This window comes from Amycolatopsis sp. NPDC054798 (genome assembly GCF_053611505.1).
Map to the genome: position 1 here is coordinate 1 of NZ_JBSHAM010000027.1, position 13,836 is coordinate 13,836.

Annotated in this window: 16 protein-coding genes; 9 read left to right on the forward strand and 7 right to left on the reverse strand. The window is 70.2% G+C overall.

Annotated elements, in window-relative coordinates:
• Positions 1 to 417: 417 nt before the first annotated feature.
• On the reverse strand, positions 418 to 1,335 hold the full coding sequence (locus ACWGIC_RS18480) for a DUF5829 family protein (protein ID WP_452077148.1): 918 nt from the start codon (positions 1,333 to 1,335) through the stop codon (positions 418 to 420).
• A gap of 211 nt (positions 1,336 to 1,546) precedes the next feature.
• Here ACWGIC_RS18480 and ACWGIC_RS18485 point away from each other — a divergent pair, with 211 nt between their 5' ends.
• Positions 1,547 to 2,386, forward strand: a complete 840-nt coding sequence (locus ACWGIC_RS18485) for a GH25 family lysozyme (protein ID WP_452077149.1) — start codon at positions 1,547 to 1,549, stop codon at positions 2,384 to 2,386.
• Between the two features lie 213 nt (positions 2,387 to 2,599).
• Here ACWGIC_RS18485 and ACWGIC_RS18490 read toward each other — a convergent pair whose 3' ends face one another.
• Positions 2,600 to 3,466: a LysR family transcriptional regulator gene (locus ACWGIC_RS18490; RefSeq protein WP_452077150.1), complete on the reverse strand. Its 867-nt coding sequence runs from the start codon at positions 3,464 to 3,466 to the stop codon at positions 2,600 to 2,602.
• Positions 3,467 to 3,560: 94 nt separating this feature from the next.
• On the opposite strand from ACWGIC_RS18490, the gene ACWGIC_RS18495 reads away from it, so the two are divergent.
• A complete protein-coding gene (locus ACWGIC_RS18495) occupies positions 3,561 to 3,920 on the forward strand; it encodes a DUF488 domain-containing protein (RefSeq protein WP_452077151.1) in 360 nt (119 codons plus the stop codon).
• 60 nt (positions 3,921 to 3,980) lie between these two features.
• Here the strand turns inward: ACWGIC_RS18495 and ACWGIC_RS18500 are convergent, their stop codons facing one another.
• Complete coding sequence (locus ACWGIC_RS18500) at positions 3,981 to 4,316, reverse strand: winged helix-turn-helix transcriptional regulator (protein ID WP_452077152.1); 336 nt, start codon at positions 4,314 to 4,316, stop codon at positions 3,981 to 3,983.
• 80 nt (positions 4,317 to 4,396) lie between these two features.
• Here ACWGIC_RS18500 and ACWGIC_RS18505 point away from each other — a divergent pair, with 80 nt between their 5' ends.
• Positions 4,397 to 5,161, forward strand: coding sequence for a globin domain-containing protein (locus ACWGIC_RS18505; protein ID WP_452077153.1), 765 nt, complete (start codon positions 4,397 to 4,399; stop codon positions 5,159 to 5,161).
• A gap of 399 nt (positions 5,162 to 5,560) precedes the next feature.
• Here the strand turns inward: ACWGIC_RS18505 and ACWGIC_RS18510 are convergent, their stop codons facing one another.
• Entirely contained in the window at positions 5,561 to 5,959 is a 399-nt protein-coding gene (locus ACWGIC_RS18510) for a DUF1508 domain-containing protein (RefSeq protein WP_452077154.1), read from the reverse strand.
• Between the two features lie 477 nt (positions 5,960 to 6,436).
• Here ACWGIC_RS18510 and ACWGIC_RS18515 point away from each other — a divergent pair, with 477 nt between their 5' ends.
• The 3 genes from ACWGIC_RS18515 to ACWGIC_RS18525 all read left to right on the forward strand — a co-directional run bounded on the left by ACWGIC_RS18515 (position 6,437) and on the right by ACWGIC_RS18525 (position 8,880).
• Entirely contained in the window at positions 6,437 to 7,348 is a 912-nt protein-coding gene (locus tag ACWGIC_RS18515) for a LysR family transcriptional regulator (protein WP_452077155.1), read from the forward strand.
• 490 nt (positions 7,349 to 7,838) lie between these two features.
• Positions 7,839 to 8,024, forward strand: a complete 186-nt coding sequence (locus ACWGIC_RS18520; protein WP_452077156.1) for a hypothetical protein — start codon at positions 7,839 to 7,841, stop codon at positions 8,022 to 8,024.
• Positions 8,025 to 8,052: 28 nt separating this feature from the next.
• Positions 8,053 to 8,880, forward strand: a complete 828-nt coding sequence (locus ACWGIC_RS18525) for an alpha/beta fold hydrolase (RefSeq protein WP_452077157.1) — start codon at positions 8,053 to 8,055, stop codon at positions 8,878 to 8,880.
• A gap of 201 nt (positions 8,881 to 9,081) precedes the next feature.
• Here ACWGIC_RS18525 and ACWGIC_RS18530 read toward each other — a convergent pair whose 3' ends face one another.
• Positions 9,082 to 9,906, reverse strand: a complete 825-nt coding sequence (locus ACWGIC_RS18530; RefSeq protein ID WP_452077158.1) for an IclR family transcriptional regulator — start codon at positions 9,904 to 9,906, stop codon at positions 9,082 to 9,084.
• Positions 9,907 to 10,090: 184 nt separating this feature from the next.
• Between ACWGIC_RS18530 and ACWGIC_RS18535 the strand changes: the two genes are divergently transcribed.
• Together ACWGIC_RS18535 and ACWGIC_RS18540 are read left to right on the forward strand one after the other, a co-directional pair.
• Positions 10,091 to 10,363 (forward strand): hypothetical protein, encoded by a 273-nt coding sequence (locus tag ACWGIC_RS18535; protein WP_452077159.1) that lies wholly within the window; start codon positions 10,091 to 10,093, stop codon positions 10,361 to 10,363.
• A gap of 86 nt (positions 10,364 to 10,449) precedes the next feature.
• The gene (locus ACWGIC_RS18540) at positions 10,450 to 10,641 is read left to right on the forward strand and encodes a hypothetical protein (RefSeq protein ID WP_452077160.1); all 192 of its coding nucleotides are present in this window, start codon (positions 10,450 to 10,452) and stop codon (positions 10,639 to 10,641) included.
• Between the two features lie 38 nt (positions 10,642 to 10,679).
• Here the strand turns inward: ACWGIC_RS18540 and ACWGIC_RS18545 are convergent, their stop codons facing one another.
• Positions 10,680 to 11,456, reverse strand: coding sequence for a class I SAM-dependent DNA methyltransferase (locus tag ACWGIC_RS18545; RefSeq protein ID WP_452077161.1), 777 nt, complete (start codon positions 11,454 to 11,456; stop codon positions 10,680 to 10,682).
• On the reverse strand, positions 11,453 to 12,946 hold the full coding sequence (locus tag ACWGIC_RS18550; RefSeq protein WP_452077162.1) for an FAD-dependent oxidoreductase: 1,494 nt from the start codon (positions 12,944 to 12,946) through the stop codon (positions 11,453 to 11,455). The genes ACWGIC_RS18545 and ACWGIC_RS18550 overlap by 4 nt, the downstream gene beginning before the upstream one ends.
• Before the next feature lie 142 nt (positions 12,947 to 13,088).
• Here ACWGIC_RS18550 and ACWGIC_RS18555 point away from each other — a divergent pair, with 142 nt between their 5' ends.
• Positions 13,089 to 13,700: a TetR family transcriptional regulator gene (locus ACWGIC_RS18555; protein ID WP_452077163.1), complete on the forward strand. Its 612-nt coding sequence runs from the start codon at positions 13,089 to 13,091 to the stop codon at positions 13,698 to 13,700.
• The last annotated feature ends 136 nt before the right edge of the window (positions 13,701 to 13,836 follow it).

Sequence of the window (13,836 nt, forward strand, 5' to 3'; positions counted from 1 at the left end):
GGTGCGGTTGAGGGGGTGGGGCGCGGGGCTTGGGTGGTTGGTGGGGTTGTGCGCGCGGGTGCGGCTGGGCAGGTGGGGCGCGGGGCTTGGGTGTTGTGGGCGGGGTGGGTTCGCGGGTGGCGGTTGGGTGAGGGTTGGGGCTAGCGCCCCAATGTGGCATTGGGTGCGTGGGACGCACCGAACGCCACATTGGGTGCGTGGGACGCACCGAACGCCACATTGGGTGCGTGGGACGCACCCAATGTGGCATTGGGGCGGGCGCGGGCGGTCGTGAAGGAGCCTTGAGGGAATCTAAGTCCGGGAAGGAGCCCTTCGCGGACCGTCGAAGGTCGTGAGGGGAACCCTGGGGGAATCTGGGTCTGTGAAGGTTCTCCTCACGGAAAGGACTGCCGTGAGGGGAACCTTCACAGCCGAGCGTCAGCCGCGGATGTCGAAGGTCCAGCGGGCGTGGGCGCCGGGGCCGACGGTGAGGGTTGAGTGGCCCAGTTGTTCGACGTGGCGGGTTCCGGCGGGGTGGTTGAGGGCCAGGTCGATCTGGCGCAGGCCGACTTGGCTCGCGGGGACGGTTTCGAAGCGGATGGTGGTCATGCCGTCGGTGGCGACGGCACCGGTCGGGGACTGGCGTACGGACATTCCTCCGGCGCGCAGCAGCGGCAGGGTGTTGCCGAGGTCGCGTGCGGTGATGCCCAGGCGGATGCCGGTGACGTCGCGCATCAGGTGGTCGCGGTAGTCGTCGGGGAGGTAGCGGCTGCGGCTGATGTCGCCGGGGTAGGCCGCCGGGCCGGTGTTGCTGCGCGGGTCGGCGAAGTACTCCGGGCGGTATTCCATGCCCCAGGCGCCGAAGGTGTCGTACTGGTCGGTGGTGAAGACTCCGGTGAACCACGGGACGGGCTTGCCGTCGCCGAAGTCGCGGGTTTGCTGGAACTCCAAGGGGTTCGTGACGCCCGCGTCGTGCAGGTGCTGGATCACTTCGGACAGTTGACCGGTGTGTTCGACCGAGACTCCCAGGCCCGTCGAACCCAGGTCGCCGTCCTTGCCGGGGACGTCGCCGACGCCGAGCAGTTCCAGGTAGGTTTCGCGGCCCATCAGGTAGCGGCCGGTCCACTTCTCGCCGCCCGCGCCGGTCGTCGTGCGGACCTGGAAGTTGGCGAAGTCCTTGAGGTAGGCCGAATGTTCGATGGCGTCGGCGGTCTCGCGGTCGAGGACGCCGTAGGAATGGTTGTAGTGCAGCAGAGTGGACTCGCCCGCTTGCGCGGTGCCGGTCCCGGTCGCGGCCAGTGCCAGGAGGACGGCCAGGAACTGGAGGATCGTCCGGGTTCTTCGCTGTGTCGACATGGCGGAGGAGAGTAAGCCGGACGCGGCGCGCCGGCGGCGTTTTCGGCGAATTCGACCGCAACGGCCTACCGAGAATGTCTTTCTGGTTGTCCGGTCAAGTGGAAATTAGTTCACTTGGAGCAGTGACAGTGCATCACATTTAGTAACAGAATCAGGTCCTCGTGCCGCCTGATCGGGTGGCGCGTCGCGAGGGCATCCGAAAGGACCTGTCATGACCACTCACCACTGGGGACCCGCCGGGAGGGCGCGCCGGCGCCTGACCGGAGCGGTGTTCGCCGCGGCTGCCGCCCTGCTCGTGGCGACCGCGCCGAACGCGTCGGCCGCACCTGCCGCGGCCGCGAGCACCTCGGCCGAGACGCCGGACAACCACCAGATGGGCGCCTCTATCCGGGCGCACGAAGGAGGCGGCGCGCCGGTCGCGCCGGCGGCGGTCGAGGAGACGACGCCGGGCATCGACGTGAGCAGCTACCAAGGGGCGGTCGACTGGCAGTCCTACTGGAACCAGGGCAAGCGGTTCGCCTACGTGAAGGCGACCGAGGGCACCGGCTACCAGAACCCGGACTTCACCCAGCAGTACAACGGTTCCTACAACGTCGGCATGATCCGCGGCGCGTACCACTACGGCCGCCCGGACCTCTCCGGCGGCGCGGCGCAGGCCGACTACTTCGTCGCGCACGGAGGCGGCTGGTCCAACGACGGCAAGACCCTGCCCGGCACGCTCGACATCGAATGGGGGCCCAATTCGGCCTGCTACGGGCTGAGCCAGTCCGCGATGGTGTCGTGGATCAAGGCGTTCAGCGACGAGTACCACGCGAAGACGTCGCGCTGGCCGGTGATCTACACGGCGACCAGCTGGTGGACCCAGTGCACCGGCAACCAGGGCGACTTCAGCTCGACCAACCCGCTGTGGGTGGCGGCGTACTCGTCGTCGCCGGGAGCGCTGCCCTACAACTGGGGGTTCTACACCTTCTGGCAGTACACCTCGACGCCGCTCGACCAGGACTACTTCAGCGCGGGCATCGACCGGCTGAAGGTGCTGGCGACCGGCTGAGCCGGAGCCGTGCGGGAGTCCGGTCCGGCCGGGCTCCCGCACGGGGCCGTGCCCAGGGGCGGGCAGTCCGGTCGCGACTTTCGCGGCGGCAAGGACCGCCGCGGTGCCGACTGCGATCGTGTTGCGCGGTGCGAGGACTGCCGAGGGAATCGCGGAATATCGCCCGGTACAGGCCGGGTTCGGCTATCTCGGACCTGAAGACAGCGTGCGACGTTAAAGGTCGCCCAGCGCGCCCATGACCGCACTGACGATCCGCCGGGTCTGCGGCTGGCAGGCAGCCCAGGTCGTCAGGGGGACGTTCGGCTCGACAAGTTCGCTCCAGGCCCAGCCGGGCAGCAGGCGGTTCGCGCTGTGGCGGCTCAGCAGGACAGCGTCCGCCTCGACGGCTTCCGCGCAGGCCATCGCGTTCTCGCTGAACTGCGCGAACCGCCATTGCGGCGACACGCCGAGTCCTTGCGCCGCGGCGATCATCTGGTCGTATCCGGCCGCGACCTGGGCCCGTGCGTGCGCGAGCACCCGGACCTCGTCGAGGTCGCGCAACCGGCAGCGCGCGCGCCCGAAAAGCGCGTGCCCGGGCCGCATCGCGACCCCGAACGGATGCTCGAACAGCAACCGCCCCTGCAGCGTCGACGGCGGGTTCTGGTGGACCAGCCCGATGTCGATCCGCCCCTCGCGAAGCATCCGCAGCTGCTCGGTGCTGCTGGCGTCCAAAAACGACAAAGCCGCGTCCGGCACCTGACGGCGGATCTCGGCCAGCGCCGCGAGCACCCAGTCCTGCGGGATCCCCGGCGGCAGCGCGATCTCGACCTGCTCCTTGACCGGGGCCGCGGACCGTGTGACCTCCCGGGTCGCGTCGGCGAGCCGCAATAGCTGCCGCGCATGCTCGTGCAGCGCCCTGCCGGCCACCGTCGCCTGGACGCCGGTGGGCACCCGGTCGAACAACGGCGTCCCGAGTTCTCGCTCCAGCACGCGGATCTGCCGGGTCAGCGCGGGTTGCGACATCAGAAGCGACCCGGCCGCCCGGCTGATCGACCCCTCGGTGAAGACGGCGACGAAGTACCGCAGCTGACGCAGTTCCATACCCTGGGGTTATACCCGCTTCGTTTGCGCGACGTCGTCCGGCGGCGGACGCTGGGGCTGACGGAACCTCGACGCGGAAGGAGCCGCTGCCCCGATGAGCGAACGCCGAGTCCAGGTGCGCCGGGTCTACGACCCGCCCGAACCCGCCGACGGCACGCGGGTCCTGGTCGACCGGCTCTGGCCGCGCGGGCTGAGCAAAGACCGCGCGCACCTGGACGACTGGTTCAAGCAGATCTCCCCGTCCACGGAATTGCGCAAGTGGTACGCGCACGATCCGGACCGCTACGACGAATTCGCCGACCGCTACCGCGCGGAACTGGAAGAACCCGGACGCGCCGAAGCGCTGGACCAGTTGCGCGCACTCGCCGAGAAAGGCCCGCTCAGCCTGCTGACCGCGACCAAACGCAGCGACATCAGCGAAGCGGCGGTGCTGGCCGATCTGCTCCGCTCCTAGCCAAGGTCCCTGCCCGGCTCAGCGAACGCCCGGCCGTCGGCGCCGAGGAGTCCCGCCGGTTCAGGAAGCGCCGACCGGAATGCCGTTGCGCTCGGCATACCGGCTGCCCCACTCGTACAGCGCGGTCAGCGCCGGGCGCAGCTCGTCGCCTTCCGGAGTCAGCCGGTACTCCACCGTCGGCACCCGGCCGCCCACCTCGGTCCGGTTCACCAGACCGGCCGCGGCCAGCTCCCGCAGCTGCTCGGTCAGCACCTTCTCGGCGATCGACGGAATGGCCCGGCGCAACTGGCCGTAACGGTGCGGGCCTTCCTTGAGCCGCGCCAGGATCACCGGCTTCCATTTCCCGCCCATGACGTCGACGGCCAGTTCGACCGCACAGGAATAGCGCGCTTTCATTCCGCCATCATCGCCTGCCGCGGGTACGCACCGGCAAGTGCGTACTAGGCGGCCGGTCCGGCGCGTGCTTGGGTGACACGGTGATCATCGAGTACATCCGGTACCGCATTCCGGACGGCGAGCGCGCGGCTTTCGAAGCCGCCTACGCACGGGCGGCCACGTCGCTCGCCGCGGCGGAACAGTGCCACGACTACGAACTCGCCCGCGCCGCCGGCGAACCGGGCAGCTACATCCTGCGCATCGCCTGGACTTCGGCCGAGGCACACCTCCAGGGTTTCCGGGGCGGGCCTCGGTTCGCCGCGTTCCTCGCCGCGATCCGGCCCTATGCCGAGCACATCGAGGAGATGCGGCATTACGAACGCACTGGGGTGGCCGGTGCGGGCGGTGCGGTGCCGACGCTCTACGAGTGGGCAGGCGGATCAGCCGCGCTGGCCAGGCTGACCGAGGCGTTCTACGCGAAAGTGGCCGGGGACGACCTGCTCGCCGAGGTGTTCGCCGGGATGAGCCCCGAACATCCCGCGCACGTGGCGGTGTGGCTCGGCGAGGTGTTCGGCGGCCCGGCCGAGTACACCGCCCGCCACGGCGGGCACGAACACATGATCGCCAGGCACGCCGGCCGCGCGATCACCGAACCGCAGCGGCGCCGCTGGGTCTCGCTGCTGCTGGCCACCGCCGACGAGGCCGGGCTGCCCGCCGACCCGGAGTTCCGCGCCGCGCTGGCGGGATATCTCGAATGGGGCAGCAGGCTCGCGGTGGTGTTCTCCGCGCCGGGAGCCGGAGCGGCGGGCGATCAGCCGGTGCCCCGCTGGGGCTGGGGATCGGCTCCGCCCTGGAACGAACACTGACCTAGGCCACGGTCAGGTCCGCCGATGGCGGGCGACGCGGGACCCGGTCGGACAACCGGCGAATCGAGCGGCGCGTTCCGGGGTGCTGCCGTTTTTCCGGACTGGCGATCACGGCAGGTCCCGGCGGGGAGGTGCGCTTCGCCTGGACGCGGCAGTCAGCCCGGCGGCGATACCCGATCCGCCAAGGGCCTCCGCGGCGTCCGGCTCCGCCGAAGACGACGTCTTGCGCTGACGATTTCGGCCTTTCTCCGGTGCGGCTCGCGGCATAGGTGCCCGCGAATCGGGCAATAAGTGCACGCATCAGCTTTTGTTCCGTGGCCGAAACCAGTTCCGGCGAACGCTGCCCGGCAGGTCGCGTTCCCGCCCGACGGCGCGGGCGTTAATGCCCGACGAACGCGTTCAGCCGGGCAGCCGGTACTTCGTGCGCCAGTCGGTGATCCGGCCTTCCGCGGCGAATTCCGCGGCAGCCGCGACCGCGGTGACGAATCGTTCGTATCCGTGCTGCGCTTCGATGCGGCGGCCGTAGGCGTGGCTCGCCGACGCGATCGTCCCGCGGCCCGCGCGCAGGAACCACCGCCAGTCTATTCCGTGGTCGTGGGTCAGTTCCATGCGCGTGCGCGGGAGATTCGCGCACAGCCATTGGATGGCCGCGACGCATTCCTCCCCGTTCCGGTAGTCGACGGTGCCCAGGCCCAGCGACGCGTTGTTCGTGCCGAGGAGCCGCCACCTCGTCGCGTTCCCCGGGCCGCCGATCAGCTGGAACCGGGGAGTCCGACGTGGACTTCGAGCGCTTTTCATGTGTCGCAACCTCAGTCCGGCTCGGACGGCCGTCCGGTGACGAGCCGTCGCAGTCAGAAAGGACATCGCGGACGTGCCGCCGGAAAGTTACCGTCGACGGTTAAGCGGCGACGGCCACCCGGTGAACAGCGAGTGCGTGCGGGCATTCCACAGTAGACCGTCGGCGGGCGGGCGCCGCGGACGGTCACGCTGGAGATTCCTTTCGCCACTCCTGGCGATGACATCGCCCGTTCCCGCGCCGGTGTTTCGCGTGCGGAGCGGTTCGCGGCGAGTTCGACTGTTCGCCGCAATCGCGATTCGGGCGTTCGGCGGCACCCGAGGCGAGGTCATTGGGGCACTCTCGGTGTCCTTCGGGGCGCGAAAATCCCGCCCGGCGCGGCCGGGAACGGTATTTCGCGTCGTGGCAAAAGGGGAGGGAACCGCGGTGGCGTCTACTGTGGACTTCCGCGGCCGGGTGTTTCGGATATGGTTGGCGGAATGGCTGATCTGACGCTCACCGGCCTGCGGGTCGTGGTCGAGGTGGCCCGCACCGGGTCGTTCAGTGCTGCCGCGCACCGGCTCGGCTACACGCAATCGGCGGTGTCGCGGCAGATCGCGGCGAGCGAACGCGCTACGGGGACCGCGCTGTTCGAACGGCACGCGCGCGGAATCCGTCCCACCACGGCGGGAGAAGTGCTGATCCGGCACGCCGGGCGGGTTCTGGACAGCGTGAACGCGGCCGGAAAAGAGCTGGCCGGACTGCGCGACCGGCTGGCCGGACGGATCTCGGTCGGCGGATTTCCCGCCGCCTCGGCGGTTTTGCTGCCGCGGGCGGTCTCCCGGCTGCTGCGCGCGCATCCGGGCGTGGAAGTGCAGCTCGCCGAATCCGCGACGCCGGCGCAGCTGCAGTCGCTGCGCCGCGGCAGGCTCGAAGTCGCGGTGGCGGTGACCGGGGACGGGCTGCCGGAATACGATTTCGACAGCCTGCGCCGCACCGAATTGCGCACCGGAACCGGCTACGGCGTGGCGGTAGCGGAGTCGCATCCGTTCGCCGGGCGCAGCTGGGTCGAGCCGGACGAACTGGCCGAACAGCAGTGGATCGTCGGCGCGGGCAGTTCCCCGGAATTCGGGGCGTGGCCGGGGATCGCCGGGCCGTCGATCGCGTTCGCGGTGCGCGCGTGGCCGACGCGGTTGGGGCTGGTCGCGGCGGGCCTGGGCATTTCGCTGGTGCCCGGCTTCGCGGCGGATTCGCTGCCCGCCGACGTCCGGTGGATCCCGGTGCGCGACGAATGCGGCGGCCTGCGGCGCGCGCTGTGGGCGGTGACGGGGGATCAGCCGGAACCGGCCGCGGTGGCGATGGTGCGCGCGCTGGAGGAAGAGGCTCAGCGGTCGCTCCAGCCCCAGAGATAGCCGGGGCCTCGTCCGGTGGCTTGCGACGTCGAAATCGCTGCGGTAGAAGATCATCGGCCGGTCGTCGGGCGCGAGCACCCGGCCGGGCGCGGGCAATTCCGGTGTGCGCCACCGGGAATGCTCCCAATCCAGTGCTTCGAAGCGGAGGCCTCGGCGGGATCCGAAGCGACCGCAGAGATCGGCCTGCGGTTCGGCCAGCGCGTTGACGCATAACCACTCGCGGCGCATCTCCGGCGGAGTCGGTGCTTCGGCGGCTTGCCTGGCTTCGCCAGCAGAAGCTGCCGGGTGCCACCTGCTCTCTCGTTTACCGGGGCTTCCGGCCCGCGCATCTGACGGCTGGCTGGCTTCGGCGTGATCCCGCATCCGCGAGCAAGAGGTCAGCCAGGCCGGAACTGAGCCACAACGCGGCGCGGCGCGAACTCCGCGCCGTGCGCTACCACGAAGCAGGCGACGGGTCGCCGGTCCGTACTCGGGTCCCGGCGTCACCCGGATGGCAGAACTCCCGTGCGAATCTGCGTCGTTCACCGCCACCTGCCCCGCGATCGAGCGGCTGGGCGGCGCGGGCAACTGCATCGTCGGGGTGGCGGTCATCCTGCTGATGAAGCACGGCCGCAAACCAGCGCAGGGCGGGTTGGTCGAGGACGCGACCGCCCGGGTGCCCGTCGCGCAAGCCTGACGCCATACTGCGTCTCGTGGAGCAATCGGTGCGGACCGAAGACGGTCTCCGGCTTTGGGCGGCCCGGACAGGCGACGGCGAACCGGTCGTCTTCTGCCACGGCGGCCCCGGGCTATGGGACATGATGGCGGACGTCGCGGCCGACCTGTCGGCAGCCGCGACGGTCTGTCGCTGGGACCAGCGAGGATGCGGCCGGTCGCAGCGGCGGGGACCGTACTCGGTCGAGCGGACAATGGCGGACCTCGACGCGGTGCGGGCCCATTTCGGCTGGGACCGCGTCGCGCTGCTGGGCCATTCGTGGGGCGCGCAGCTGGCCTTGCGCTACACGCTGGCGCATCCGGAACGCGTGACGAAACTGGTTTACGTCTCTGGCACCGGAATCGACGACGACTCGACCTGGCACCCGGACTACCAGCGAAATCTCCGCACCGCACTCGGCGGGCACCTCGCGCGGTGGGAGTCGCTGCGGGACCGGTCACGCTCTGCGGAGGAGGATCGGGAGTACTGCGTCTTGCAATGGTCGGCCGACTTCGCCGACCGGGAGCACGCGTTGCGGCACGCCGAAGCCATGGCGGACCCGTGGTTCGGCGTGAATTTCGAGTGCAACGCAGCGCTCAACCGCGAAGGCAAGCTTTCGCCAGATCTGCGCGCCCAGTGCGAGACGCTGAAGGTACCGACCCTGATCGTGGACGGCTCCGCGGACATTCGCCCGCGCTGGGCCGTGGATTCACTGGAACAGGCGCTGCCGAGCGCCACGCGGGTACAACTGCCCGGTGCTGGTCATCTCCCCTGGGTGGAAGACCCGATGGGCTTTCATGCCGCAGTCAGCGGGTTCCTGGCTGGCCGGGGGTCGTGAGGGAAACCCTGGGGGAAATCAGATTCCGTGAAGGTTCCCCTCGCGGCCCCAACTGGTGCGGAGGCCGTCAAGGCGCGGCCGTTGGCTGCTTCGCCGGGAACCGCTTCCGCGTCGCCTCGTGCGCGGTCAGCGCGAGTTCCGCGCGCGGGACCCCGCGGATGATTCGGGTACCGGACGCTTCCCAGAGTCCGTTGTGGACAGTCAGTTCCAAGCGGGTTCGGCCGTGCGGAGCCGGACCATCGGGTACAGCTCCTGGGTGACCTGCCGCGCGGCGACCACGACCAGCGGCGCGACCCGCTCCAGCGCGGTGTTCTCGTCGCCGACCAAAGAGATCGCCGCTTCCGGCCCCTCCGGGCCTCGGATGGCAGCGGCGACACAAGCGATGTCGGAAAAGCATTCGCCGCGTTCGAAGGCGAGGCCGTTGCGGTCGCGGATCCGGCCGAGTTCGCGGTGCAGGGTCACCATGTCGCAGATCGTCCGGCTGGTCTGGCGGCCGAGCGACGGCATGACCCGGTCCTCGACCTGTTCGGCGGGGAGCCACGCGAGCATCGCCTTGCCGAGCGCGGTGCACTGTGCGGGCGCGCGACCGCCGACGCGCGACGGGACGGCCGCGGCGCACCGGCCGCCGAGCTTGTCGAGATACCGGACGTCAGCGCCGTCGAGGATCGCCAGGTGCGCGACCATCCCCGTGCGCAACTGCAGTTCGTGCAGCACGGCGGCGCTTGCCTCGCGCAGTTCGAGGTGATTGCCGCCAGTGCCGCCGAGATTCAGCGCGCGGGTGCCGAGCGCGTAGCCGAACGACGAATGCGACAGCCACTGCAGCCGCACGAGCTGGTCGAGGATGCGGTGCGCGGTCGAACGGGGGAGATGGGTCGTGCGCGCGACCTGTTCAAGGGTGAGCCGGGTGCTCGGCGCGTCGAAGGCGTCGAGGATCAGCGTCATCCGTTCGACCATCGACGGCGGCAGGCCGCGGTTCCGCGAGGCGTCCGCGGCGATGGGGTCCGTTTCGATCGCGGCAACCGGCATGCTGTGCTCCTCGCGGCCGAAGTGAAATCATTTCTAGTTTGGAACGTAACACGGCGGCTGCGTGCTGCGTCAACACACGGCGGGTCACGACTGCGGCACGGCTCCCGGTCGCTGAGAGGCCCACCCGCGCCGGTGCGGTGGCTGGGGTGCAGGGACATCGGTGTGGTGAGCGTCGCGAATCGTCATGCTGGACAACGGGTTCTACGACAAGGCAGCTTCCGGCTCGCCGGTGACGCTGGCCTGTCGCGCCGCACCAATGTCGCCGCGGCGTGGCGCGCGATGGACGAGGCGGTCGCCCGACGGCAACGGCCTGCGGATGGCCAACCCGGTCCAGCGGTTCTGGTGCGACGTGGGCCTGGCGCCCGCGATCCACGTGCCAGGTTCGGTGTTCCACGCGTCCGCGCTGACCGACCGCGACGTCGAGCCGCCGCCCGGCCCGATGCTCTCGATGATCTGAGGTCTCTTATTTCGCAAGGAGTTTCGCTGTGACCGAGATCCGCGGGCTCGACGGCGAGCAGCGCACCCGACCGGAAACCTCGCCGGGTGCGGTTCCTGGACGTCAACCAGCGCCACCACAGCATGGCGATCTGCCCGGTCCCGCGCGGCGAACCGCCGAGCCTGGCGCACCTGACGGTCGGTCGGCTCCCTCGACGCTCGGGCGGCACACCAACGAGCTACTGGGGAGACGACTGGTCCGCGGCGGAGCACCTGGCCGCCTTCACCCCGCCGAAATGACAGCGCGGTCTAGCGAGTGTTCTCACCGGCGCGAACGCTCACGAGCCCCGCGGCTTCTCCCAGACTGACACATGCTGCTCGCTCTCGTGGGTGAACGGCTCGCCCGTCCAGCTTTCCCACCGCGACCGCAGCCGCAGTCCCGCCAGCTGCGCCATCAAGTCCAGTTCGGCAGGCCACACGTACCGGAACGGAATCGCCCGGAACTCGCCCCGCCCGTCCGCCACCCGCGCGTGGTACGAACTCATCGACTGCGTCGAGACGTCGTAAAGATCGAACCCCCAGTGCGTCGGGCTCAGATCGAACGGCACGACAGTCTGCCCGGGCGGCAGCTTCCGCAGCTCCGGCACCCCGACCTCGATCACGAAACACCCGCCCGGTTCGAGATGTGCCGCGGCATTGCGGAAACAGGCCACCTGCGCGTCCTGAGATGTCAGGTTGCCGATCGTGTTGTACACCAGATATGCCACCGAAAAGGCCCCAGCGACCCGGGTTGTCGCGAAGTCGCCGATCGTGACGTCGATGGCGTCGCCGCCCGGTTTCGCGCGCAATTGCGCGGCCATCGCCGACGACAGGTCGATTCCCGACACCGGCACGCCCCGCGCGGCGAGCGGCAGCGCGATCCGGCCGGTGCCGATGCCCAGTTCCAGCGCCCGGCCGTCGTCGGCGAGCCCGGCCAGGACGTCGACCGCCGGGTTCACCGCTTCCGGCGAAAACATTTCAGCCGACGATTCGTCGTACCGCGCAGCGACACTTTCCCCGAAGTAGTCCTCCACTCCGGAGACGGTAACCGACCCGATCGCCGGCGCGCAGGTCATTTTCCAGCCTGTGCCACCAGATCGTCGACGGCCCGGGCGGCGAACGCCATCGCCGTGCCCAGCGGAATTCCCGGCCCCGGGTAGTACTGCCCGGTCATGGACGCCGCCGAATTGCCGACCGCGTAAAAACCTTTCACCACCGAGCCGTCCGCGCGCAGCACCCGCGCGTCCGGATCGGTCACCAGCCCGCCCTTCGTGCCCAAGTCCGACAGCACCAGCCGCGCCGCGCGGAACGGCGGGCGATCCAACGGCACCAGCACCGGATTCGCGAAATGCCGGGCGTATTCGTCCTCGCCACGGCCGAAATCCTCGTCGCGCCCGGCTTCGGCGAACGCGTTGAACCGGGCGACAGTCTCGGGCAGCTCCGGCGCGTCGATCAGTTTCGCCAGCTCCTCGAGGGTGTCCGCTTCCACCCAGGTCCCCGCCGCCAGATGGTCGTCCGGCCGCCCGCCGGGCAATGCGATGGCGGGCAACCGGCCGCCCTCACGACTGTCGAACACGATGTGCGATGGAATCCGCCGCGCAGGGTCCGCTGCCATCTCACGACCCATCTGGTCGTATGGCAGCGATTCGTTCGCGTACCGCCGCCCGTCGCGGTCGACGACAATTCCGCCGCGGAAGCCGAGAGTGAAGGACGCGCCGCCGTCCGGCATCGCGACCCCCGGGCACCACCAGCCCTCGTCCATCAGGTCGACCGCCGCGCCGAGCGCGATCGCCGCCTCGAGAACCTGGCCGCGGTTGGTCTCCGCGGGCGCCATCGACCAGGCCGCCGAGCCCGGCACTCCGGACTGTTCCCGGAAGCCTGCGTTCCGCTCGAACCCGCCCGCACCGACAAGCACGCCGTACGTCGCCCCGATCCGCTGCGGTCCGACGCCGACCACCCGGCCGTCCTCGACCACCAGCTCGTCGACCGGCGTCCCGGTGAATACGGTGCCGTTGCCGGTCGCGTCGAAAGCCAGCAGCAGCCGCCCGATCAGCGCCCGGCCGCCGTCCAGCGGAGCGTCCCGGTGCCCGCGGCCGGCGCGGTCGCGGTCCACCGGCGGACGCACCAGCTCCGCGCGGTCGCCCAGCTCGGAAAGTGGCAGGTCGACCGGCACGAACGACCGTCCGCCGGGAACCCGGCCCGGCCGGTCGAAGTAGTCCGGGAACGCCCGCCACTCGAACTCGAGCGCCGGATCCGCCTCCAGTGCCGCGACCAGCTCCGGTGCCTTCGCCAGGAACGCCTCCTGCCGCCCGGTCCGGTCCTCGCCGAGCAGCGCGCGCAGGTACTCGCGGGCGGCCTCGGTGGAATCGGCGACGCCGAAGCGCTGCTGGACTTGCGTGCCGGGCAGCCAGCAGGCCGCGCCGGAGTACGCCGACGTCCCGCCCAGCCGGTCCGCGCCCTCGACCACCGCGGTCCGCAACCCGGCCCGGGCGGCGAGGTACGCGCCGGTCAGCGCACCCGCTCCGGATCCGACTACCACCACGTCGAACTGGTCGTCGAAAGCCATGAGTCCTCCAAATCGTCGCGACCTGCCGAGCCAACCGCATCCGCGCCGCGCTGGGCCGCGGTCGTCCCACTGACCGGTAGCGGCGGCTCCCGATGGGAGGATCGTGGGCGAGAATGCCCTGATCACGAGCGGAGGAGTCGCGGTGCCGAGAGTCGCCGAGAACCGGGCGCCGGCCACGCCGAGTTCGCCCGCGCAGCAGGAGCGCTACCGGCGAATCCTGCGAGCGGCCGCGGACCACGGCACCGAGCACGGTCTCGACCGGATCCAGATGCTCGACGTTGCCCGGGACGCCGGCGTCGCCATCGCGACGCTTTATCGCTATTTCCCGTCGAAGACGGTCCTGTTCACCGCGCTGCTGCACAGCCAGGTCGAACAGCTGGACCGGGTCAGCGTCCCGGTCCAGCCCGGTCAGGAACCGGCTGAGGCGGTCGCACGCGTACTGGTCGACGCCGCGCGGCAGCTGCTGAAACGGCCTCGGCTGGCGCAGGCGATGCTGCAGTCGAACAACGCGACGGTCGCGGGGGAATCGCCGAATATGGCCGCGACGGTCGAGTTCGCTGAGTTGATCCTGCGCGTCGCCGGGGTGGCCGACGCCAGCGAGCACGACCGCCGTTTGGTCCGGCTGATCGAGCAGACCTGGTACGGCGTGCTGACCTCGCGGCTGAACGGGCACATCACCGCGGAGGAGGCGGAGGCGGACACAGTGCTGGCGTGCCGGTTGCTGCTGGCGGAACTGGGCCGGGGTGCGCGGTGACGGGGTTGCTGTGGTGTCGTGGTTTGGCGGGTTGATATCTCAGGTGGGATGGCGCTGTCTGGTATGTCAGCTGCTGGCATCGAGCTGGCTGGGCTGGGTCGGGTTGTGGGGTAGCGGGACTGCCGTGATGTCGTGG